The 21652-nt window shown below is 69.4% G+C and carries 19 protein-coding genes; 12 read left to right on the top strand and 7 right to left on the bottom strand.

Annotated elements, in window-relative coordinates:
* Positions 1-70: 70 nt before the first annotated feature.
* On the top strand, positions 71-721 hold the full coding sequence (gene ribA, locus ABZV40_RS08160; protein ID WP_355437418.1) for a GTP cyclohydrolase II: 651 nt from the start codon (positions 71-73) through the stop codon (positions 719-721).
* Positions 722-759: 38 nt separating this feature from the next.
* Positions 760-1941 carry an amidohydrolase family protein gene (locus tag ABZV40_RS08155; RefSeq protein WP_355437416.1) on the top strand — a complete coding sequence of 394 codons (1182 nt, stop codon included), beginning with the start codon at positions 760-762 and terminating at the stop codon, positions 1939-1941.
* Here ABZV40_RS08155 and ABZV40_RS08150 read toward each other — a convergent pair.
* The 3 genes from ABZV40_RS08150 to ABZV40_RS08140 are packed head-to-tail and all read right to left on the bottom strand — an operon-like array spanning position 1899 to position 2772.
* The gene (locus ABZV40_RS08150) at positions 1899-2132 is read right to left on the bottom strand and encodes a zinc-binding dehydrogenase (RefSeq protein ID WP_355437414.1); all 234 of its coding nucleotides are present in this window, start codon (positions 2130-2132) and stop codon (positions 1899-1901) included. The two genes, ABZV40_RS08155 and ABZV40_RS08150, sit on opposite strands and share 43 nt — an antisense overlap.
* Positions 2129-2296: a helix-turn-helix transcriptional regulator gene (locus tag ABZV40_RS08145; protein ID WP_355437535.1), complete on the bottom strand. Its 168-nt coding sequence runs from the start codon at positions 2294-2296 to the stop codon at positions 2129-2131. Before ABZV40_RS08145 ends, ABZV40_RS08150 begins: the two co-directional genes overlap by 4 nt.
* A gap of 53 nt (positions 2297-2349) precedes the next feature.
* Positions 2350-2772, bottom strand: a complete 423-nt coding sequence (locus ABZV40_RS08140) for a hypothetical protein (protein WP_355437412.1) — start codon at positions 2770-2772, stop codon at positions 2350-2352.
* Between the two features lie 150 nt (positions 2773-2922).
* Between ABZV40_RS08140 and ABZV40_RS08135 the strand changes: the two genes are divergently transcribed.
* Entirely contained in the window at positions 2923-3804 is an 882-nt protein-coding gene (locus ABZV40_RS08135) for a tat pathway signal sequence (protein WP_355437410.1), read from the top strand.
* A gap of 3 nt (positions 3805-3807) precedes the next feature.
* Here the strand turns inward: ABZV40_RS08135 and ABZV40_RS08130 are convergent, their stop codons facing one another.
* Positions 3808-4476, bottom strand: coding sequence for an SDR family oxidoreductase (locus tag ABZV40_RS08130; protein WP_355437408.1), 669 nt, complete (start codon positions 4474-4476; stop codon positions 3808-3810).
* Positions 4477-4561: 85 nt separating this feature from the next.
* Here ABZV40_RS08130 and ABZV40_RS08125 point away from each other — a divergent pair, with 85 nt between their 5' ends.
* The 3 genes from ABZV40_RS08125 to ABZV40_RS08115 are packed head-to-tail and all read left to right on the top strand — an operon-like array spanning position 4562 to position 7747.
* Positions 4562-5080: a YbaB/EbfC family nucleoid-associated protein gene (locus ABZV40_RS08125; RefSeq protein ID WP_355437406.1), complete on the top strand. Its 519-nt coding sequence runs from the start codon at positions 4562-4564 to the stop codon at positions 5078-5080.
* A 7-nt stretch (positions 5081-5087) separates the two neighbouring features.
* Positions 5088-6584, top strand: a complete 1497-nt coding sequence (locus ABZV40_RS08120; protein ID WP_355437404.1) for a WXG100 family type VII secretion target — start codon at positions 5088-5090, stop codon at positions 6582-6584.
* Complete coding sequence (locus ABZV40_RS08115) at positions 6581-7747, top strand: hypothetical protein (protein WP_355437402.1); 1167 nt, start codon at positions 6581-6583, stop codon at positions 7745-7747. Before ABZV40_RS08120 ends, ABZV40_RS08115 begins: the two co-directional genes overlap by 4 nt.
* Before the next feature lie 86 nt (positions 7748-7833).
* Here ABZV40_RS08115 and ABZV40_RS08110 read toward each other — a convergent pair whose 3' ends face one another.
* From ABZV40_RS08110 to ABZV40_RS08100, 3 genes are read right to left on the bottom strand one after another with little or no spacing between them, the layout of a single operon-like run.
* Positions 7834-8181 (bottom strand): MmcQ/YjbR family DNA-binding protein, encoded by a 348-nt coding sequence (locus tag ABZV40_RS08110; RefSeq protein WP_355437400.1) that lies wholly within the window; start codon positions 8179-8181, stop codon positions 7834-7836.
* A gap of 49 nt (positions 8182-8230) precedes the next feature.
* Positions 8231-8773 carry a hypothetical protein gene (locus ABZV40_RS08105; protein WP_355437398.1) on the bottom strand — a complete coding sequence of 181 codons (543 nt, stop codon included), beginning with the start codon at positions 8771-8773 and terminating at the stop codon, positions 8231-8233.
* 23 nt (positions 8774-8796) lie between these two features.
* Positions 8797-9681 carry a DMT family transporter gene (locus tag ABZV40_RS08100; protein WP_355437396.1) on the bottom strand — a complete coding sequence of 295 codons (885 nt, stop codon included), beginning with the start codon at positions 9679-9681 and terminating at the stop codon, positions 8797-8799.
* Positions 9682-9703: 22 nt separating this feature from the next.
* Here ABZV40_RS08100 and ABZV40_RS08095 point away from each other — a divergent pair, with 22 nt between their 5' ends.
* The 6 genes from ABZV40_RS08095 to ABZV40_RS08070 all read left to right on the top strand — a co-directional run bounded on the left by ABZV40_RS08095 (position 9704) and on the right by ABZV40_RS08070 (position 21638).
* Complete coding sequence (locus ABZV40_RS08095) at positions 9704-11098, top strand: PLP-dependent aminotransferase family protein (RefSeq protein WP_355437394.1); 1395 nt, start codon at positions 9704-9706, stop codon at positions 11096-11098.
* A gap of 67 nt (positions 11099-11165) precedes the next feature.
* Complete coding sequence (locus ABZV40_RS08090) at positions 11166-11600, top strand: Fur family transcriptional regulator (protein WP_355437392.1); 435 nt, start codon at positions 11166-11168, stop codon at positions 11598-11600.
* Between the two features lie 18 nt (positions 11601-11618).
* A complete protein-coding gene (gene katG, locus ABZV40_RS08085) occupies positions 11619-13850 on the top strand; it encodes a catalase/peroxidase HPI (protein WP_355437390.1) in 2232 nt (743 codons plus the stop codon).
* A gap of 325 nt (positions 13851-14175) precedes the next feature.
* Positions 14176-20253, top strand: a complete 6078-nt coding sequence (locus ABZV40_RS08080) for a PA14 domain-containing protein (RefSeq protein WP_355437388.1) — start codon at positions 14176-14178, stop codon at positions 20251-20253.
* Between the two features lie 57 nt (positions 20254-20310).
* Positions 20311-20850 carry a PH domain-containing protein gene (locus tag ABZV40_RS08075; protein WP_355437386.1) on the top strand — a complete coding sequence of 180 codons (540 nt, stop codon included), beginning with the start codon at positions 20311-20313 and terminating at the stop codon, positions 20848-20850.
* Positions 20847-21638: a phosphotransferase gene (locus ABZV40_RS08070; RefSeq protein ID WP_355437384.1), complete on the top strand. Its 792-nt coding sequence runs from the start codon at positions 20847-20849 to the stop codon at positions 21636-21638. The genes ABZV40_RS08075 and ABZV40_RS08070 overlap by 4 nt, the downstream gene beginning before the upstream one ends.
* Positions 21639-21652 lie beyond the last annotated feature (14 nt).

Below are 21652 nucleotides of genomic sequence, written 5' to 3'. Positions count from 1 at the left end.
CCTCCGCTGTGCGGTCGGGTTACGGTGCGACCTCGCACCCGAGCGTAGCTGCACGCTCGGGAGGCGCCGGGTGGACGAGGGGACCGAGATGTTCGAACAGGCCTTCAACGACGAGGACGTGGCGGAGTCCGACCTGGTGACCCGCCGTGGCACTTTCCGCGCAGTCGCGTTCCGCGCGGACGGCCACGAGCACATGGCGCTCGTCTACGGCAAGACCAAGCTGCGCGAGAACGTGCTGGTGCGCATCCACTCCGAGTGCATGACCGGTGACATCTTCGGTGCGATGCGGTGTGAGTGCGGCGAACAGCTGGACGCCGCCCTGAACACCATCGTGCGCGAGGGCAGCGGAATCCTCATCTACCTGCGCGGTCACGAGGGCCGCGGCATCGGTTTGGTGGCGAAGGTGCGCACGCACGTGCTGCAGGACGCCGGTCTGGACACGCTGGACTCCGCCACGTCGCTCGGGTTGCCCGTCGACGTGCGCGACTACTCCCCCGCCGCACGTGTGCTGCGCCACCTCCGCGTGCAGTCGGTGCGCCTGATGTCCAACAACCCGGACAAGATCGCGGCGCTGGAGAGCAACGGCATCCCGGTGACCGCGCGCGTGCCGTCGTTGATGGCGCCGAACCCGCACAACATCGCGTACCTGACGGCGAAGCGCGACCGGCTCGGGCACGACCTGCCGCAGGTCGACTCGTTCACGCTGCCGCACGCCCGCTGAGCGTTGATTTCTCCGAGTCCGGCGCTCAAAATGTGCCGATGCTGGCGCTGCGGGCCGGGCGTGCCTTCGACGGTGAGCACTCGCTCGCCGGACCGGTCACGGTCCTGACCGAGAACGGCGTCATCAAGGCGGTCGAGCGCGGCCATCCGGACGTTCCCGGTGCCGAGGTCGTCGATCTCGGCACCGCCACCGTCCTACCCGGACTGATCGACACCCACGTGCACCTCGGTGGTGATGGCGCGCTCGGCGCGCTCGACCGGCTTCCGGCCTACACCGCGCGGGAACGCGACGCGGTGATCGGGGAGAGCCTCGACCGGCAGCTGCGGGCCGGGGTGACCGCGGTCAGGGACCTGGGCGACCACGAGTGGTCGGTCGTCGAGCAGCGCGACCGGCACCGGCAGTGCGTTCTCGCCTCCGGGCCGCCCATCACCAGCGCGAAAGGCCACTGCTGGTCGATGGGCGGGGAAGCCGCCGGTGAGGACGAACTGCGCCGTGCCGTGCGCGAGCGGGCAGAGCGCGGAGTCGACGTCGTCAAGATCATGGCCAGCGGTGGCTTCACGACCACGGGCACCGCGGTGAACGGATGTCAGTTCACCGAACAAGAACTGCGTGTGGTGGTGGAAGAAGCCCACCACCACGGCCTGCCGGTGACGGCCCACGCCCACAGCCTCGACGCGGTGCAACGCGCCGTGGCCGCGGGTGTGGACGGAATCGAGCACTGCACGTGCCTGACGGACAAGGGCATCCACGTCCCGGCCGAGCTGATGGACGCGATCGCGGAGGCGGACATCTTCGTCTGCCACACGCTGGGAACCGTGGTGGAGCCACCGCCCCAGTTGCGGGAACTGTGGGCGAAGGTGGGGATGAGCTACGCCCGCAAGGTGGACACGGCGGGCAGGATGTACGACCGCGGCGTGAAAACCGTGGCCGGTACCGACGGCGGGATCAGTGCCGGCAAGCCGCACGGCATCATCGGGGTCTCCGTCGCCGACCTCGTCAAGGGCGGCGTGCCGAACGCGGCCGCGCTGGCCGCCGCCACGAGCCAGGCGGCGAGGGCGCTGAGCGTCAGCAAGGGCGTGCTGAAGCCCGGGTGGGACGCGGACATCATTGCCGTGCAAGGAGATCCCATGCGGGACATCACGGCGCTGCACAACGTCACGACCGTGGTGATCGGCGGTCAGATCGTGACGACCACCTCGCCGGCCGACCGTCGCGAGTAGACGTGCTCGATCGCGTTCAGGGCTTCGGACAACGGAAAAGTCCGGTCCAGCGCCGGCTTGACCGTGCCCGCCTCGATCATCACGCGCAGCTCGTCGTAGACCTCGCCGCGTTCGGCGGACATCAGCGGCACCAGCTTCTGCGACACGAACGGATCCGCCGAGCCGTATCTTCGTTGCACCACAGCCTTCACGCGTCTTCCTCCTCCGGGTACTGGAAAACCTCTTCGAGCGACACCCCGAACACGCGCGCGATCCTGAACGCGACCTCCAGCGAGGGCGAGTACTTCCCCTGCTCGATGGCGATCAACGTCTGCCGCGTCACGCCGATGGCCTTGGCGAGATCCGCCTGCTTCATCTCGCCGTGCGCGAACCGCAGCGCGCGGATGGAGTTCGTGACCTTCGTGGGCTTCACCGCAGTCCCCGCCGGTAGGCCGCGATCTTCGCCATCGAGCCGAAGAGCGCGGACAGCACGAAGCACAGGTAGAGCACGTTGGCGATCCAGAAGTGCGCCACCTCGAACATCGCCAGCACCATCGCCGAGATGCCGCCGATCACGACGAACGACTGACCGACGTGGTCGCCGAACCGGCCGATCTCGCGGTCCCGTTCGTCGACCCGCAGGCCGTCGTTGCGCGCGGCGATGCCGAACCAGACGCCCGACACGATGCCGGCGACGATCCCGAGCGCGGTCGTCCATAGCAACGCGCCGACGTACGGCGTCTCCGCCAACGGCCGTCCATCCATCCGGTTCAGGACGAGCAGCACGTACACGACACAACCGACCACGGCGGACACGGCCAAGGCCCATGCCCGCTTCTCCTCGACCGCCACGGCGCCGCTCCCGATGTCACAGAAACCTGACACGGGCAAGGTAAAAAGAATTGGACACGGTGTCAAACATCTTTGACTTTCGGCCGGACTTGACCGCCGCGTCCGTATGGCGGTCGACTACCGCCGATCGGACCCATTAGCGTGCGGCACATGCTCCGTCCGGTCCTTGTTGCGTGCGCGCTTGCCCTCACGGCGTGCAGCAACGCCGTGACGGCGGAACCACCCGCCGCCACGAGCTCACAGCCGTCGTCCTCGCCGTCACAGCCGCCGTCGCCCAAACCGGCCGCGGCCGTCACCACGCCCGAGGTCTGCGCACTGCCCGACAGCGGCTTCGAGTGCGCGTTCCAGAAGCGCATCAAGGACGCGCAGGCCTACGCCCAGACCAGGCCCGGTACCGTCGGCATCGTGCTGCGCGACCGCAAGACCGGGGCGACGTGGCGCAACGACCACGCGGGCGACATGACGTGGACGGCCTCCACGATCAAGCTCGCGATGGTGGTGAACCTCCTGGAGCGCAACCGGTCCGGCGCGATCACGCTGACCAGCGACGACCGCCGGTTGATGACCGCGATGCTGCACAGCTCCGACGACGACGCGGCCGACGCGTTGTGGAAGCGCTACAGCGGCACGACGTTCAACGCGGCGTTCCCGAAGTACGGCATGACCGATCTGGTGCCGCAACGGGGTTACTCGGCCGCCTTCCCCTACTGGGGCTTCCAGAAGTGCACGGCGAACGACCTCGACCGGCTGATCAACTACGTGCTCGACCGGGTGCCTGCGGACGACCGCGCCTACATCGTCGGGCAGATGCGCCAGGTCGGACCAGAACAGCAGTGGGGCGTCTGGGGACCGGACTCCGGCAACAAGAACGGCTGGTCCGAAGAGGACGGCGGCTGGGTGATGAACTCCGTCGGGTTCGTCGGCCAGGACGCGCGGTACACGGTCGCGATCATGAACAACCTCAGGGGCCAGGGCGGTTACGACGCCGGCCGCCAGACCGACACGGAGATCAGCCGCATCCTGTTCCGGTGACCGTCACGCCATCGGTTCGAAGTGGAACGAGCGGATGAAGCAGTCACGTGGCTGGTTCACGGCGAACAGCACGCAGTCGGCCACGGACTGCGCGGTCAGCACGCCGTCACGGGGTGCGTTGTCGTCGTTGTCGAAGTCCGGCGGGTACAACGAGATCATCCGGATGCCCTCCGGCCGCAGCCGTTGCGACATGATCTCCGCATACCGGCCCTGGCCCGCCTTGGCCGCGTGGAACGCCGCGTGCGCGATGTGCGCCGGATCACTGCGCGACTCGGCTTCCAGCGACACGATCGTCACGACATCGGCACGCTCGGAACGGCGCAACAACGGCAGGAAGCTCTCGGTCGCCAGCACCGTTCCCGCGGTGCCGGACAAGATCGTCCGCACGATCGCGTCGTCGTCCGCCTGCGACTCGGCGAGAAACGCCGCCCCGTTGTTGACCAGCACGTCGACGTGCCCGAGCAACTCCCCCACCTGCCCGGCACAACGCCGGATCGACGCGGCGTCCGTCAGGTCGCACGACAGCGCGTGCGCGCCGGGCAGCGTCGCGGAGGTGCGTTGCGCGGCAGCGAGATCACGTGCCGTGACCACGACCGTCGCGCCCTGTCGCGCGAACCCGCGCGCGATCGTGCGCCTGAAACCCCTGCCACCACCGGTGATCACCACGTTCACACCGGAGAGGGTGCAACCTACATCGCGCTGGAGGTCAAGTTGCTAGCGTGATGGCGACTTGTTCGACACTGGGGAAGGGGTCGCCGTGCCGGACCGGAGGGCACAACTCGAGGAGAAGATCCGCTCGTTCTCCGAGCAGGCCGCCAGGGCGGGTCAGCTCAAGGACAAGATCGCCGAGCTGCGCGGGCAGGCCCGCAGCGGCGACGGCTCGGTGACGGTCACCGTCGCGCCGTCGGGTGCGGTGCTGGGCCTGCAGCTCAGTCCCAACGCGATGAAGTACAGCCACACGCAGCTGCAGCAGGAGATCCTCGCCACCATCAGGGCCGCGACGCAGCAGGCCGCGCAGATGCTGCAGGAGACCGTGGTGCCGGTGCTGGGCGACCAGGCCGACCGCTTCAAGGAGGCGTTCAACGCCCACGCCGGCGTGATGCTGCCGGACGCGCCGCCCCAGCAACAGCAGCAGTACGCGCCGCCGCCCCAGCAGCAGTACGCGCCACCCCCGCCGCCTCCTCAGCACATGTCGAGGTCCGCACCGGGGAACCGTCCGAGGCCCGCGCCAGTCTCAGACGACGACGACTTCGGTGGCAACTCGATCCTGAGGTGATGGGGGAATGACGGGATTCCAGGTGCAGGGCGGTGCGCTGCTCGCGCACAGCTCCGGTTCGAAGGAGGCCGCGGGCCACTTCGGACAGTTGGCGACCCTGCTCGAACAGGCACGGGTGAGCGACGACTGCTTCGGCCCGCTCGGCGAGCTGCTCGCGTTCAAGTACTTCGAGGGCCTGCAGGAATGCCAGGACATGGCCAACAAGGCCAAGACCTTCCTGGAGGGCGTGGCCGAGCGCACCGAGCAGACCGCGCAGACCTACCGCGACGTCGAGGACGCGATCCACCAGGGCCTGCAGAAGCTGGGCTCCGGCGACGGCCCCGGCACGCTGGCCGACCTCAACAGCGCGGGTGACGCCGGCCGCAAGAGCTACCTCGAACAGAACGCCGGTTACGGCAGCTCGTGGGTCAGCTCGAGCGGCGACATCGCGCGGGCGAGCAGCCCGCCGGACGTCGCGATCGCGGCGGTCAACGCGCGCATGGAGCAGCTGCAGCTCGTGATGAGCCCAGGCAAGTCGTTCATCGACAACGGCCTCGGCTTCCTGATCGGCATCGTGATCAGCCCGATCGTCGAGTTCGTGCTCGAACCCGCGATCGGCGACCCGGAGCAGATGCGCAGCACGGCGACCGGATGGGGCAAGGTCGCGGACTGGGTGCAGTCCTCCGGCCAGCACGAGAAGAACCGGGCCGCCGCGACGTCGCAGCCGTGGACCGGCCAGGCGGGCGACAAGTTCCGCCAGCAGATGAACGAGTTCGGCGAGGGCACCGAAGCGTTCGCCAACGAGATCCGCGGCCTGCAGCAGATGCTGGACCTCGCCGCGGACCTCTTCGACGCGTTCGTCGAGACCTGCATCGACATCCTGCAGGAACTCGTGATGGGCCTGATCATCGAGTGGCTGGCCGCGCTGGCCGCCTCGTGGATCACGGCCGGCGCCTCGGTGGGCGCCGCGGGCGCCGCCACCACCGCCGAGGTCACCGGCACGATGGCGCGTCTGGGCCTGAAGGTCAAGCAGCTGCTCGGCAAGCTCATGCCCTTGATCAAGAGGCTCGAGGAGATGCTGCAGAAGCTGCGCAAGGGTCCGTTGAAGAAGCTCGTCGAGAAGGCCGAGGACCTGCGCAACGGCAACAAGGCAGAGAAGTGGCTGATGCGCAAGGTCGACAGCCACCCGCTGGCCAAGATCGTCACCAAGGCCGAAACCGAGATCAAGAGCGGGGCAGAGGCGGCGACGATGGCGTCGAAGACGGGCAACCGCTTCGCCGAGCGCTTCGGCGTGAACGGCGAGGGGGAGAAGGCACTGACGACGAACCTCGTCGAGTCGGGCCTGCGCATGGCGGGTATGGGCGGCACCTCGCGCGTGTCGACCGCGGCCTTCGACAGCGTCATGGAGAACGCGCCCGGCCTGGCGATGGAGCAGGGCATCAAGTACGGCTACAACAAGAGCCAGGACCCGTCCTCCGACGAGGAACGGGCTGAGGCCATGAACCGAGGATTCGAGTACGAGTGATCTTCTCAGCGCCACTCGGCCCCGGCCGCGTCGCCCGGCAGCACGTCTGCCAGGCCGGCGAGACCTTGCAATGGGCGATGTACCGGCGGACCTTCTACTATGCCGTCAAGGGCCTGGACCGGCTCGGCGCACCGAGTCGGTCGTTGCTCGCCAAGGGTATGTCGGCCGTGGGCAGTGGTGTGGCTGAGTTCACACTAGCGCTGACCGGTGGTGGCGACGAGTCCTCCGACAAGGCCCCCGACGCTGATCATCTGATCTTCGGACCGGCCGGTGACTCGCTCGCGGTCCGCACCATGTCGCGGTTCAAACCCGGCAGGCAAGAAAGGCTGTTGTGGGCGTTGACGTCCGAGCGGCTGGTGATCGCCGTTCGGGTCCAAGCGGCCGCTCCGGAACCGGAACCGGAGCCGAAGTCGTTCCTGGGCAAGGCGATCGAGTTCGGCAAGGACATCGGCAAGATCCTCGCCGACAACCGCATGAAGTTCGGCGACAACGTCGAGGGAGAACCGATCGACGTGCCGCAGTACCGGGTGGTCGTGGAGATCCCACGCGCGCAGATCGCAGAAGCCAGGCCGGACCGGGTGGTGCTGGTCGACGGCTCGGGCTTCGAGTTCCTGCTCGAACCCCCGGCGGTGTCCGAGAAGGACGCCGGAATCGTGCGGAAGGAACTGACCAAGCACTGGCTGCGCCGCGGCGAGAACCTGGTCCTCGGCCTGGCACCGGTCATCGGCTACGTGGGCGCCGTCGTCGCCGGTTCCCTGCACGTGCCGTGGACGGCAACCGGCCCGATGCCACCACTGGAGCTGGGCAAACTGCGCTGGCCGCTCCCCGCACCGCCGTCACCGCAGGACTGGCTCGACGACCCGACCCTCGGCTACTGGGTCGAGGCACCCGCCACGTCGAGCCTCGCGATGCAGTTCGCCGACCACTTCGCGTTCAGCCGCGGCAACGCGCGCCTGGCCGTGAGCGACCAGCGAGTGGCCGTGGTGTACCCGACCCACCTGTTCGAGGCCAAGCCTTCCAACGTCTTCACGACGTTCGCGGAGATCCCGCGCACCGCCGTGCGATCCCTGGAAACGGTCTTCACGGGCTGCACCCTGCCGGCGCATCCGGTCGTGCGGCTGACGTTCGCCGACGGCTCCCGCCTGCACCTGCGCCAACCCTGACCCCTCACGCCTGGTGCTCGATGAAGGGCGCCTTCCTCCACCTCAGGTCGATGAAGGCGCCCTTCATCGACCTGAGGCGCGCCTTGTCAGCGCGCGAGGTCGGGTACCTGCGCCACGAGGTCGTCCGGCGCGGACAACCGCCACGCCTCGAACACGAGCTCCGCGAGCTCGTCGGCCTCGATGCCCTCCAGGTACACCACGACCCACCCGAACCCGCCGGACGTGAACTGCTCCTCGAACACGTCCGGCCGTTCGGCCACCAACGCCTGCTGCTCGGACAACGTCTGCTTCAGCCCGACGGTCTGCGTGCGCGGCCAGTAGTAGCCGAACACCTTGCCCCGCACCCGGAAGGTGTCGTACTGCTGCCCGGACGAGCGCTTCGCCTCGGCGAGCCCGTCCACGATCCTGAAGAGTTCCTTGTTCGATGCAGCCACTGCCGACCCCCAAAGCCGAAGGCAGGCAGTATAAATCCGGCCGGTTCGCTCAGCCCTGCCGAGAGGCGGCGGCACTCAGGTGGCCGACGATCAGCGCCGCGTGGGACAGCGGAGTCCGCAGATCGTCGACGTCACCGTTGGTCGTGTAGTCGAGCAGGACGACGTCCGCCGACTCGGCCAGCTCGCGCAGCCGCGCCACTTCCTCCTGCAACCGGTTTTCCAGGACCCAGCGGTACGTCGGCAGGTAGATCTCGTGCCGGGCCGTGCGGTAGTCGAGCAGGCGGTCGCCGGTCAGGCCCGCGCGGTGACCGCGGACCTGACCGAAGCGGCGGACCGTGCGCTTCAGGCCCTTCATGGACCGCACCGAGAGCTTGGACGGGTCCACATCGGAGCTTTCGAAGACCTTCAGCGCCTGCCAGACGCCCTCGACGGACTCGCTGGTGGCGCCTGGCGACATCGGGACCGGGATCTGGCCGTGCGGGTAGAACGGGCTGAAGCGCACCCACGGGTCGGGGCCGCGGGAGGTCACGTCGACCACCAGCGCGTCCGGGCGGGTCACCTTGCGGCGCTTGCTCGCCACTTCGATCGGCACGGGTCGAGGATGGCAGACGGGCGTCAGCGGACGAGCTGGGGTTCGGCGGCCGGTGCGACGCGGCTGCGCTGGGTCAGGACCACGCAGACGACCACGACCGCGGCCGTGGCGAGGGCCGGCCAGCCGACCGGTTCACCGAGGACCAGTGCCGACCACATGAGGGTCAGGACCGGTTGGGCCAGCTGGATCTGGCCGATCTTGGCCACTCCGCCCGCGGCGAGACCCGCGTACCAGGCGAAGAAGGCCAGGAACATCGAAATCAGGGCCACGTAGGCGAACCCGGCCCAGACGACCGGGGTGGCGCGGGAGAAGTCCGCTGTGTACAGCGAAACCGGGATCGTCACGGGCAGCGCGACGACCAGCGCCCAGCAGATCGTGCGTGCGCCGCCCAGTTCGCGAGAGAGTGCGCCGCCTTCCGCGTAACCCAACCCGCACAACACGACCGCGATCAACAGGTAGGCGTCGGCGAGGCTGAGGGAACCCGAGAAACCGCCGCCGGTCGCCACGAACGCCAGCACGGCCAGCAGTCCCGCGCCGCTGGAGAGCCAGAACGCGGTGGGCGGGCGTTCGGAGGCGCGGACCACCGCCCAGATCGCCGTCGACATCGGCAGGACGGCGATCACGACGGCGCCGTGGGCCGAGGTCTGGGTGGTGAGGGCCAGCGAGGTGAAGAGCGGGAAGCCGATCACGATGCCCGCGGCGACGACGACCAGGCGGCGGAGCTGCGTCACCGACGGGAACGGAGCGCGGGACGACGCGAGGTAGCCGATCGCCAGGACGGCGGCCACCAGGGCGCGGCCGAACGCGACGAACCACGGGTCGAGGCCGGCCACCGCCAGGCGGGTCGCCGGGAGGGAGAAGCTGAAACCCAGCACGCCGAGCGCGCCGAGTGTTACCCCCGCTGGCACGATAACGTTACTCTTGGCTCTCATGAATGAGGATAACGCAGCCGTTCGCGTTATCGAGGACCTGAGAGCCACCGCACTGGCCGGGCGCGCGGGCGACCGGATGCCCTCGGTGCGTGACCTGATGACGAAGCACCGCGCCTCACCCGCGACGGTGCAGCAGGCGATCCAGCGCGTGGCGGCCGAAGGGCTGGTCGAGGTGCGGCCCGGGCGCGGCAGCTTCATCGCCCAGCGCACTCCGACCACGAGCCAGGACCTGTCGTGGCAGGCCGTCGCGCTCGGCGAGGGACGGCCGGGCGAGGACCTGGTGGCGAACCTCCTCGCGGTGCCGAAGGCCGAGGCCATCCCCCTGTCCAGCGGGTACCTCGACCCCGACCTGCAGCCGACGGACGCGCTGGGCGCCGCGCTCAGCCGGGCGGCGCGCCGGCCCGCCTCGTGGGGTCGTGTGCCGGTCGAGGGCAGGGAGGAGCTGCGCGCGTGGTTCGCGAAGGAGGCGGGCGGCGAGCTCCGGGCCGGGGACATGACGGTGTGCGCGGGCGCGCAGGAGGCGCTCGCGACGGTGTTCCGCGGACTCGGCGACCGCGGCGACGTCGTGCTCGTCGAGTCACCGACCTACCTCGGCGCGATCGCGGCGGCGCGTGACGCCGGACTCAAGGTGGTGCCGGTGCCCGCGGACTCCGAGGGGGTGCGGCCGGACCTGTTGCGGGCGGCGTTCGAACGGACCGGCGCGAAGCTCTTCTACTGCCAGCCGCTGCACGCGAACCCGCACGGCGCCGTGCTGTCCGGCGAACGACGGCCCGAGGTCATGCGGGTCGTTCGCAGGGCGGGCGCCTTCCTGGTCGAGGACGACTGGGCGCGCGGCTTCACGATCGACGGCAGCGCGCCGGCGACGCTCGCCGCGCAGGACGCCGACGGGCACGTCGTCTACGTCCGGTCGCTGACCAAGGTGGCCGCGCCGGGACTGCGGGTCGCGGTGATCGGGGCGCGCGGGCCGGCGGGCACCCGGCTGAAGAACACGCGGTCCAAACAGGACCTGTACGTCGCGGGTCCGCTGCAGGAGGCGGCGATCGACTTCGTGACGTCACCGGTCTGGCGCCGGCACCTGCGCACGCTCCAGCAGGCCTTGAGGGTCCGGCGCGACGCTCTGGCCCGCGCGGTCCGAGAGCACCTGCCGGAGCTCGAGGTCGCACGGTCGTCCGGCGGCCTGCACCTGTGGGCGGAGCTGCCGCAGGACGTGGACGACCTGGAGCTGACCGCGGCCGCGGCGGCACGCGAGGTCGTGGTGTTCCCCGGCCGGCCGTGGTTCGCCGCTGAACCTCCTGGCGGCTTTCTCCGTTTGACCTACGGCGGAGCGCCCGAGCACGTGCTCACCGAGGGTGTCCGGCGGCTGGCCGATGCGATGTCCGCCGTGCGGCGATGACCTGGTCGAGTGAATTGCATCGTTCGTTAACTTGACTCACTCCAGAAAAGACGGCAGGGTGGGTCCCGTGCCCACGGCCTTCGACTTCGAGCGCATGTTGCGTGGAGCGTCACTTCGGGTGACCGCTCCGCGGATAGCTGTGCTGTCCGCGGTGCACGAACACCCGCACGCCGACACCGACTCGATCATCGGTGTCGTGCGCCAGAACCTCGGCGCGGTCTCGCATCAGGCCGTGTACGACGTGCTCCGCGCGCTGACCGGAGCCGGCCTGTTGCGCCGCATCGAACCTCAGGGCTCCGTTGCGCGTTATGAGGCGCGCGTCGGGGACAACCACCACCATGTCGTGTGCAGATCCTGCGGAGCGATCGCCGACGTCGACTGTGCCACCGGCGCCGCGCCCTGCCTGGACGCATCCGACGACCACGGGTTCGTCATCGACGAGGCCGAGGTCATCTACTGGGGCACCTGCCCCGAGTGCACGACCGCCGCGAAAAGTTCCTGAACACCCGGAAGGATTCCCGTGTCCGACAGCACTGACGCCAAGGTGAGCGAGCTGAACGTGGAGGAGGCTGGCGGCTGCCCGGTCGCGCACGGGCGACTCAGCCACCCCACCGAGGGCGGCGGCAACCGCGACTGGTGGCCCAAGCAGCTCAACCTCCGGATCCTCCGCAAGCACCCCGTCCAGGCCAACCCCATGGGCGGTGAGTTCGACTACGGCAAGGAGTTCCTGACCGTCGACCTGGACGAGCTGGCGCGCGACGTCGACGCCGTCCTGACCGAGTCGAAGGAATGGTGGCCGGCGGACTTCGGGCACTACGGCCCGTTCATGATCCGCATGGCGTGGCACAGCGCGGGCACCTACCGCACGCACGACGGCCGCGGTGGCGCCGGCGCGGGCATGCAGCGCTTCGCCCCGCTCAACAGCTGGCCGGACAACGGCAACCTGGACAAGGCGCGCCGTCTGCTGTGGCCGGTCAAGAAGAAGTGGGGCAAGAAGGTCTCCTGGGCCGACCTCATGATCTTCGCGGGCAACCGCGCGCTGGAGACCATGGGCTTCAAGACCTTCGGCTTCGCCGGTGGCCGCGCGGACGTGTGGGAGCCGGACGAGGACGTGTACTGGGGCCCGGAGACCGAGTGGCTCGGCGGCGACGCCCGCTACAGCGGTGAGCGCGACCTGGAGTCGCCGCTCGCGGCCGTCCAGATGGGTCTGATCTACGTCAACCCCGAGGGCCCGAACGGCAACCCGGACCCGCTGGCCGCCGCCCGCGACATCCGCGAGACGTTCGGCCGCATGGGCATGAACGACGAGGAGACCGTCGCCCTCATCGCCGGTGGCCACACCTTCGGCAAGGCGCACGGTGCCGGTGACCCGTCGCTGGTCGGCGCCGAGCCCGAGGGCGCCACGATGGACGTGCAGGGCTTCGGCTGGATCAGCACGCACGGCACCGGCAAGGGCCGCGACACGATCACGTCCGGTCTCGAGGTCACCTGGACCCAGACGCCCACCCAGTGGAGCAACCTGTTCTTCCAGAACCTGTTCGGCTTCGAGTGGGAGCTCACCAAGTCCCCGGCGGGCGCGCACCAGTGGAAGCCGAAGGACGGCGCCGGCGCCAACACGGTGCCCGACCCCGAGGACGGCACGCTCAACCGCACGCCGATGATGCTCACGACCGACCTGTCGCTGCGCTTCGACCCGATCTACGAGCCGATCTCGCGCCGCTTCCTGGAGAACCCGCAGGAGTTCGCCGACGCGTTCGCCCGCGCGTGGTTCAAGCTGACCCACCGCGACATGGGCCCGATCCAGCGCTACCTCGGCCCGCAGGTGCCGCAGGAGGAGCTGATCTGGCAGGACCGCCTGCCGGTCCGCGACCACGAGCTGATCTCCGCCGAGGACGTGGCCGAGCTCAAGGCCAAGATCCTCGAGACCGGTCTCTCGATCTCGCAGCTGGTCAAGACGGCGTGGGCGTCCGCGTCGACGTTCCGCCAGAGCGACAAGCGCGGTGGCGCGAACGGTGCGCGCATCCGCCTGGAGCCGCAGCGCAACTGGGAGGTCAACGAGCCGGCCGAGCTCGCCCAGGTGCTGCGCGTCCTGGAAGGTGTGCAGGAGGCGTTCAACGCCGCGCAGACCGGCGGCAAGAAGGTCTCGCTGGCCGACGTGATCGTCCTCGGCGGTGCCGCGGCGATCGAGCAGGCCGCCAAGGCCGCCGGCCACTCCGCGGAGGTGCCGTTCCTCGCCGGTCGCACCGACGCCACGCAGGAGCAGACCGACGTCGAGTCGTTCGCGGTGCTGGAGCCCAAGGTCGACGGCTTCCGCAACTACGGCACCAAGGCCAACCCGCTGCCGTCGGAGTACCTGCTGATCGACAAGGCCAACCTGCTCGGCCTCTCCGCGCCGGAGATGACCGTGCTCATCGGTGGTCTGCGGGTGCTGGGTGCGAACTACGGCGGCTCGCAGGCCGGCGTGCTCACGCAGAAGCCCGAGACGCTGACCAACGACTTCTTCGTCAACCTGCTCGACATGGAGACGGAGTGGAAGTCGGTCACCGAGGACCAGGAGAACTTCGAGGGCCGCGACCGCGCCACCGGTGCCGTCCGGTGGACCGCCACCCGCAACGACCTGGTGTTCGGCTCGAACTCCGAGCTGCGCGCCGTCGCCGAGGTCTACGCGAGTGACGACGCGTCGGAGAAGTTCGTCGCGGACTTCGTCTCCGCGTGGAACAAGGTCATGAACGCCGACCGCTACGACGTCTGACCCAGCTCCTCACCGGTACCCCAGGCCACTCCCCCGGCCTGGGGTACCGGTGTTTTCCGGCAACTGCTCACGTTCCACCCTCAGTTTTATGAACTTCGCGAGGTCTGCGCGCTTCATCGCTTGATTCCCTCTTGTCCGATTCGACGCGATCGGGGATTCTTCATCCCGTTCGACCACTGCGTGGACGTCGGGGGACACGCACGACCTTCCCGAACGGGAACTGGGGGCATCACACATGACGCGTCGTTCCGCGACGCGGCACTTCCGTGTGCTCAGAACACGGAGCACGGCCGCGTCGCTCGTTGCCGCACTTGCGTTTTCGCTGGTGCACGTACCCGCCTTCGCCGCACCGCCGCCCAAGGCGACGGCCGTCGACCCGACCTCGCTGCCCGTCCTCAAGGGCGCCGAGGTCGAGGCACCGGCCACCGCGCCGGCGAACCCGGGAGCGGACTTCGGCCCGCTCGCGAAGCGGGAGCACGGGTCGAGCTTCGACCCGGCCAGGTCGACCCTGGCCTCCAGGTCGATGTTCGTCGAGGAGTACACCAACCCGGACGGCACGCGGAGCCTCCGGCAGTCCACGGAACCGTTGAACGTCAAGGACGCTCGCGGTGAGTGGCAGAAGATCGACCCGACGCTGACGGCCGACGTGCCCACGCGCAGGGTCAGGGCCAAGCAGCACCCGCTCAAGCCGTCGCTCGCCGCGACCGCGGACGACCCGGCGCTGGTGAACGTCGAGTTCGACGGCCACGAGGTCTCGCTCGCGCCGGAGCGCAAGGCCCCGAGCACGGCCAGGATCGCGGACGCGACGGCGGAGTACACCGACGTCGCCGCGGACACCGACCTGACCTACGAGGTCACGCCGGGGTCGGTCAAGGAGACCATCAAGCTCAAGAAGGTGCCGTCCACGAACAGGTGGCGGTTCGTCCTGAAGACCGGCGACCTCACCCCGACCGTGACGGAGCAGGGCACGGTCGAGCTGAGGGACGGCCAGGGCACACCGAAGATCGTGATGCCGCCGATCGTCACGTGGGACTCGGCGGGCAACGGCGACACCGCGCCGCCGGCGCAGACCGGTGGCACCTACACCGTCGAGAGGTCCGGAAAGGACTGGACGCTCACGGTCGCCGTCGACGAGGCGTGGCTGAAGGACCCGAAGCGGGTCTACCCGGTCAGCGTCGACCCGACCTTCACCTTCGGTGTCGCGTACGCGGAGTCGTACAAGTCCGACGGCTACGAGTGCGCCAACTGCGGCGTCCAGATCGGCAACGCGCTGGACCGCGGTGACAAGTACTGGCGGAGCTCGATCCGCTTCAACTACGAGTCGTTGTACGGCAAGCGCATCGTGGGCGCGAAGCTCGACATCCAGAACCAGCGTTCGCCGCTGAGCCCGGACAAGACCTGGCCCGCGCACCTGTACCACGCCTCCGCGCTGGACTTCAACGGTCTGGGCGGATACCTGGCGACCGGCAACTTCGGCCAGGTCGGCACGCTCACCGGCGACAGCCTGGTGAGCTTCCTGCAGCACATCGCGGACATCAAGCACATGGCGACGTTCATGGTCGTCGGCCACGAAGCGGCGGGCGTCTGGACCTACAAGAACGCCACCGCGACGCTCACCGTGGACACCGGTTCCGCGCCGCCGGCCCCGACCCTGGTCGGCCCGGCGGACCACAGCGTCATCACCGACACGACGCCGACCCTCGCGGTCAACCGGGTCAGCGACCCGGACGGCGACCCGGTCAAGTACTGCTTCACCGTCGCGACCGGCGCGGACGCCAAGTCCGGCGTCGTGGTCGACTCCGGCTGCCTCGACAGTCCTTCGTGGACGGTGCCACCGGGCGTCCTCCAGGACGGCGTGGCGTACACCTGGCAGGCCAAGGCGTTCAGCGGCGCCACGTCGATGATCCCGAGCGCGGTGTTCCACCTCAAGGTCGACCAGCGCATCGGCGACCGCGGCCCGGCGCCGGTCGACACGCTCGGCCCGATCTCGGTGAACCTGGCCAACGGCAACGTGACGACGTCGGTCGAGTCACCGACGTTCACCACGGTCGGTGGCACGGCGGGCCTGAACATGACGTACAACTCGCAGCAGCAGGAGCAGAAGGGCCTGCGCGCGTCGTACTACCCGGACCTGTCGCGCAACGGTGAGATCGGCGCGCAGCAGCAGCCGGTGCTGGTGCGCACGGAGCCGCAGGTCAACGTCGACTGGGGCGACACCTCACCGTTCGCACCGGCGTTGGAGAAGGACTGGTTCGTGGCGCGCTGGGAGGGCTACTTCCAGGCTCCCGCCACCGGCAAGTACCAGTTCGCCGGCGTGCACGACGACCGCCTGCGGGTGTGGGTCAACGGCAACTCCGTCTACGACCAGGGTTGCTGCAGCGACGTCAACTGGGGTGTGGCCACCGAGGTCGGGCTGACCGCGGGCCAGCGCGTCCCGATCAAGGTCGAGCTCGCGGAGGTCGGCGGACCGGCGTACCTGCGCCTGTTCACCCGCACCTCCGACGGCACCACCGTGCCGTCGCAGATCATCCCCGCCGACTGGCTGCACTCCTCGGACCTGCCCGCACTGCCCAAGGGCTGGACGCTGAGCGCCGACCTCGACGGCAGCGGCACGAGCTACACCGAGGCCAAGGTCACCGACCAGAACATCGTCCTGACCGACGGCAGCGGCGCGAAGCACACGTGGACCAGGAAGTCCGCCGGTGGCTACACCCCGCCCAACGGCGAGGAAGGCGTCATCGCGCTCGACACGGCGGGCCGGGTCACGCTGACCTACGGCACCGACGTGTACGTGTTCAGCTCCGAGGGCAAGCTGGAGTCGCAGTCCACCGCGACCGACACCCGCAAGCCGGCCGCGTTGCAGAACGTCTACGACGGATCTCCCTCGCGGTTGAAGGAGATCAGGGATCCGGTCTCCGGGCGTTCGCACCGGCTGTACTACAACCGCCCCGGCGACGACTGCTACGCGGGCGCCACTCCCCCGCCGGACGCGGAACGCCTGCCGCCGTCGCAGATGCTCTGCCGCATCGTCTACTGGGACGGCAGCCAGACGAGGCTGTACTACCACCGCGGGAACCTCGTGGCGGTGGAGGATCCGGGCAAGGAGCTGACCCAGTTCAGCTTCACGTCCAACGGCCTGCTCGACGGGCTGCGCGACAGCCGGGCCGCCGACTGGGTCTCGCGGGACCCGGCGAACCGCGAGAACGACCGCGCCAACTACATCGTCCACTACGTCGACCACACGGCGACGAAGCCGGTCGCCCGCCAGGTGTACCAGCCGAAGGCGTCGGCCGACGTGGAACGCACCAGGCACGGCTACCGCTACGACCCGGCCAACCGGACGTCCTATGTGGACGCCGACGGTCTGAAGCCGGCCGTCGGGTTCGTCACGAAGGTCGTCTACGACGAGGCCTTCCGGTTGCTGTCCAGCACGGACGCCACCGGCAAGACGGCGTCGTCGACGTGGAGCGTGAAGGACCAGGAGCTGACCACCACGGACGGCGCGGGCCGCGTGTCGACCACGGTGTACGACGCGCAGGACCGGCCGACCGACAAGTACGGTCCGGCTCCCGCGTCGTGCTTCAACGGTCAGCTGCCCAAGCCGGAGTGCGCGGCGACCGTGCCGCACACGAGGACGAACTACGACGAGGGCATCAACGGCCTCGCCGTGTCGTTCTACGACAACAAGAACCTGGTCGGCGCACCGAAGGTGTACAAGACCGGTCTGGCCGCGGACGGTGCGTTCGCAGCGAACTGGGGCGAGAGCGCACCGGTCACCGGCATTCCCGCGGACAACTACTCCCTCCGCGCCACCGGCGAGATCGTGTTCCCCGAGGCGGGCAACTACAAGCTCCGCGTCGTGGCCGACGACGGCGTCCGGGTCTGGGTCGACGACGCGAACGTCATCGACGACTGGATCGACACCGGCGCGAAGTGGCGTGAGGCGACGGTCAACAGCCCGTCGGCGGGCGCCGTGAAGAAGATCCGGGTCGAGTACTACGACCTGGGCAGCCTGGCGCAGCTCGAACTGCACTGGACCACCCCCGGTGGCACCCAGCAGGTCGTGCCGGCGGCGAACCTGAGGCCGAAGTACGGCCTGACCACCTCCACGGTCGGTGCCGAGTCGAACGGGGTGCCCGACTCCGTCACGACGACGAAGTACACCGAGAACGGCCTGGACGCCGCCTACGGGCTCGCGACCAGCACGGTGACGGCGGGCTTCACCCACCGCACCGGCTACGAGGCGGTGGGCACCGGTTACCTGCGCAAGACGGGCAAGACCATGCCCAACGGCGCACAGTCGAGCTACTCCTTCTACGGCGACACCGAGACGCGGGACAACCCGTGCACCCCGGAGGTCGAGGCGATCAACCAGGGCGGTCTCGCGAAGCAGACCAAGCCGGCGTCCGGTCGCACGGACGAGCAGGTGTACGACGCGTCGGGCCGAGTGGTCGCGGAGGGCACGGCCGGCAGGTGGAAGTGCACCACCTACGACGAGCGCGACCGCGTCGTGTCGGTCAAGTACCCGGCGAACTCCTCGTCGGGCGAGCGGACCGTCACCACGAACCACGCCGTCGACGGTGACCCGCTGGTGTCGTCGGCGACCGACCACAACGGCACGGTCACCACGAAGGTCGACCTGCTCGGCCGGGTCGTCGAGCACATCGACCTGCACGGCGTGCGCACCGAGACGAAGTACGACCAGATCGGCCGTTCGGTGTCCGAGACGGTGACCCCGCCGCTCGACGCACCGCAGACCAGCACGTTCACCTACGACGACGCGGGCAGGCTGAAGTCCACGTCGCTCAACGGTTCGGTGCTCGCCACGACGACGCACAACGCGGCCGGTGAGATCGCGTCGGTGTCGTACGCCAACGGCACGTCGCTGTCGGCGGTCGGCAGGGACGCCGCGGGCAGGGAGACGTCTCTGACGTGGCGGACGGCCTCCGGCGCGGAGGTGACGTCGACGGTGACCCGCAGCCGTGCGGGCACGATCGTCGACGAGACCCTCGGCGGCGTGGACGCCCGCCCCGACCAGCCGAACTACGTCTACGACGCGGCGGGCCGGTTGACCGAGGCGTGGGTGCGGGGCCACCACTACACCTACGACTTCACCTCGGGCACGCCCGAGGGTTGTCCGTCCGGTGCGGTGGGCAACGCGGGCCTGAACACCAACCGGGTCAGGCTGGTCGACGAGACCGCTTCGGGCCGGGCCGAGACCGGCTACTGCTACGACGCGTCGGACAAGCTCCTCGGCAGCGTGGGCGCCTCGGCGGTCACGAACGTCAAGTACGACGACGAGGGCAACACGCTGGAGTACACCTCCAGCGGGTCGACCACCCACCTCTCGTGGGACGGTGCGGGCCGCAACATCGGCGCCCGCTCGGTCGGGACGGACCCGGCGGACGTCGCGTACCAGCGCGACGCCACCGACCGGATCGTCCGCCGCGGCGCGTCGCTGGGCGACCAGCACTCCGTGCTGCTCTACGGCTACACCGGCTCCGGTGACACCGCCGACTTCGTGATGGACGCGACGAAGAAGGTCCTGTCGCGGTCGATCTCGCTGCCCGGCGGCGTGCTGCTGACCATCAAGGGGGACGTGCGCACGCACGACCACCCGACGGTGCGCGGCGACCTGACGCTCACCACGGACGCGGCGGGCAACCAGGTCGGCGACCTGCGGCGCTACACGCCGTTCGGCGAGCCGTTGAAGGCGGACGGCACGGTCGACCCGGACAACGTCCCGGACAACCAGCCCGGCCAGCTGGACAACGGCTGGCTCGGACAGCACCAGCGCCCGTACGAACACGCCGGCGCGCTGTCGCTCGTGCAGATGGGCGCCCGTCCGTACAGCCCGCTGCTCGGCCGCTTCCTGTCCATCGACCCGGTGGACGGCGGCTCCGCCAACGACTACGACTACGTCAACGGCGACCCGATCAACGACACCGACCTCGACGGCCGCTGGCCGGACTGGGGCAAGGCCTGGAACGCGACGAAGAACCTCGCGAAGAAGGCCCTCGACAACAAGTACGTCCGCGGTGTCGTCACCGGTGTCGCGGTCGGACTGGTCTGCGTCGGCTCCGCGGGAATCGGCTGCGCGGTCGGCGTCGGACTCGTGGTCGGCGCGAGCCTCGGTGCGGCGAACTGGTACGTCAACCGCCGCAGCGAGAACGTCTGGGGTCACGTGATCCGGGGAGGCATCTCGGGCGCGCTGACGGGCCTGCGCGGTTTCGCGATCGCCAAGTACGCGCAGAAGAAGTGGCCGGTGGCCCGCAGCCACAAGGGCGGCTTCCTCAAGACGTACAAGAACGCGCGCGCACAGTTCAAGCCAGGACTCCTCTGGGCGCTGAAACAGCGAGGGAAGTACCACACCCAGCAGAAGTTCCGGGCTCGCTACCGGTAGAAAGGCGGGGGTCGGCGGTACGTCCGCCGACCCCCTTTTCCATCTCAGGGGAGAACGTTGCACGAGATCCGGGGCAGTGCCCTCATCAACTACTTCGCCGCCGTCGCGTGCGCGGCCTTCGCGGCGATCTTCCCCGCGGGCCAGGTGGTGCGACTGCCCGCCTGGGTGCCGGCGTGGGCGGTGATCCTGGTGATCGGCCTGCCGCTGATGGAGATGCTGTGGCGTTCGGGGCTCAGGCCGCGGCTCGTGTGGAACGAGGGCGGGCTCGCCGTGGTGCGGCCGTTCTCGATGTCGGTGTACCGGTGGAGCGAGATCGCCCGGTTCGAGGAGGAGTTCAACCGGCTCCACATCGTCTTCGCCGACGGCAGCGAGGAAGTGCGGGAGTTCGACCACCTCTGGCTGTGGTCGAAGATCTCCAAGCGGTACGCGGCGCGGAGCGGTCGCAACCAGGCCGCGTTGACGGAGGCGCTGAAGGTGGGTCGTGAGCGCGGAGAGCTGGTGCGCCCGCCTTCGGAGGTTCCGCGCCGGCCGGTGGTGCTCTACCTGCTCATGGTGCCGGCGGTGGTGTTCGGCCAGTGGCTGGTGACGACGGTGTGACAGAACTCGACGAGCTGCTCAGGACCCCCGGCGCCGAACTGGCGCGCGGAACGTTCAACGACGCCGTGGTGGTGCCGGGCGAGTGGGTCGCCCGCTTCCCCCGCACCGACCTGCCCGACGCACGCCGGCGCGCGCGGGCACTCCGGCGGATCGGGCAGCTCGACCTGCCGTTCGCCGTGCCCGAGGTCGTCGAGGACAGGCTGGACCTGCCGCTGGGACGAGCACACGTGGTGATCTCGTACCTGCCCGGCGAACCGTCGGGCACCGCGAGCGACGAGGCGGTGCGCGAGGTCCTCGACGCGCTCGCCGCGGTCGGGCTCGACCCGGAGCTCGTGGCTCTGCTCGATGAACCGCTGCACCACGCGGGCGGCCCGAAAACGGCCGAAACGATCACCGAGCTCGTCTTCCCGCTGCTCACCGCCGACGAACGCGACCAGGCTTCGGGAGTGCTGCGGCGTTACGCGGAGCTACCAGCGGTGGCGGGTTTCGTGCACGGCGACCTCGCCCCGGTGAACCTGCGCTGGCAGCACGGGAGGATCAGCGGAGTCATCGACTGGGACTTCGCCTGCGCGGGTGATCCCGCGCTCGACGCGGCCGCGTTCGCGAACTACGGCTGGCCGCTGGTCCGCCGCGTCCGGCCCGAGCTCTACGAACGGGCGCGCACGCACGCCGCGATGTTCCCGCTGACGGGCGCGGTCTCGGCGATCCGGCGGGGTGGCGATCCGGCGAAGTTCCTCGCCTGGTTCCGCCGCAGGTGCGCGCTCCGCGAACACCCTCCTGCCAGCTGAACGGACCGGGCAAC

It is taken from the genome of Lentzea sp. NPDC004782, assembly GCF_040609115.1.
GTDB lineage: Bacteria > Actinomycetota > Actinomycetes > Mycobacteriales > Pseudonocardiaceae > Lentzea.
This window is presented reverse-complemented; position numbering and strand designations above follow the sequence as displayed.

Excerpts from the sequence above, each read along its gene's own strand:
- ABZV40_RS08120 (WP_355437404.1), top strand. The coding sequence starts at position 5,088 with ATGACGGGATTCCAGGTGCAGGGCGGTGCGCTGCTCGCGCACAGCTCC.
- ABZV40_RS08095 (WP_355437394.1), top strand. The coding sequence starts at position 9,704 with ATGAATGAGGATAACGCAGCCGTTCGCGTTATCGAGGACCTGAGAGCC.
- ABZV40_RS08135 (WP_355437410.1), top strand. The coding sequence starts at position 2,923 with ATGCTCCGTCCGGTCCTTGTTGCGTGCGCGCTTGCCCTCACGGCGTGC.
- ABZV40_RS08145 (WP_355437535.1), bottom strand. The coding sequence starts at position 2,296 with ATGAAGCAGGCGGATCTCGCCAAGGCCATCGGCGTGACGCGGCAGACG.
- ABZV40_RS08155 (WP_355437416.1), top strand. The coding sequence starts at position 760 with ATGCTGGCGCTGCGGGCCGGGCGTGCCTTCGACGGTGAGCACTCGCTC.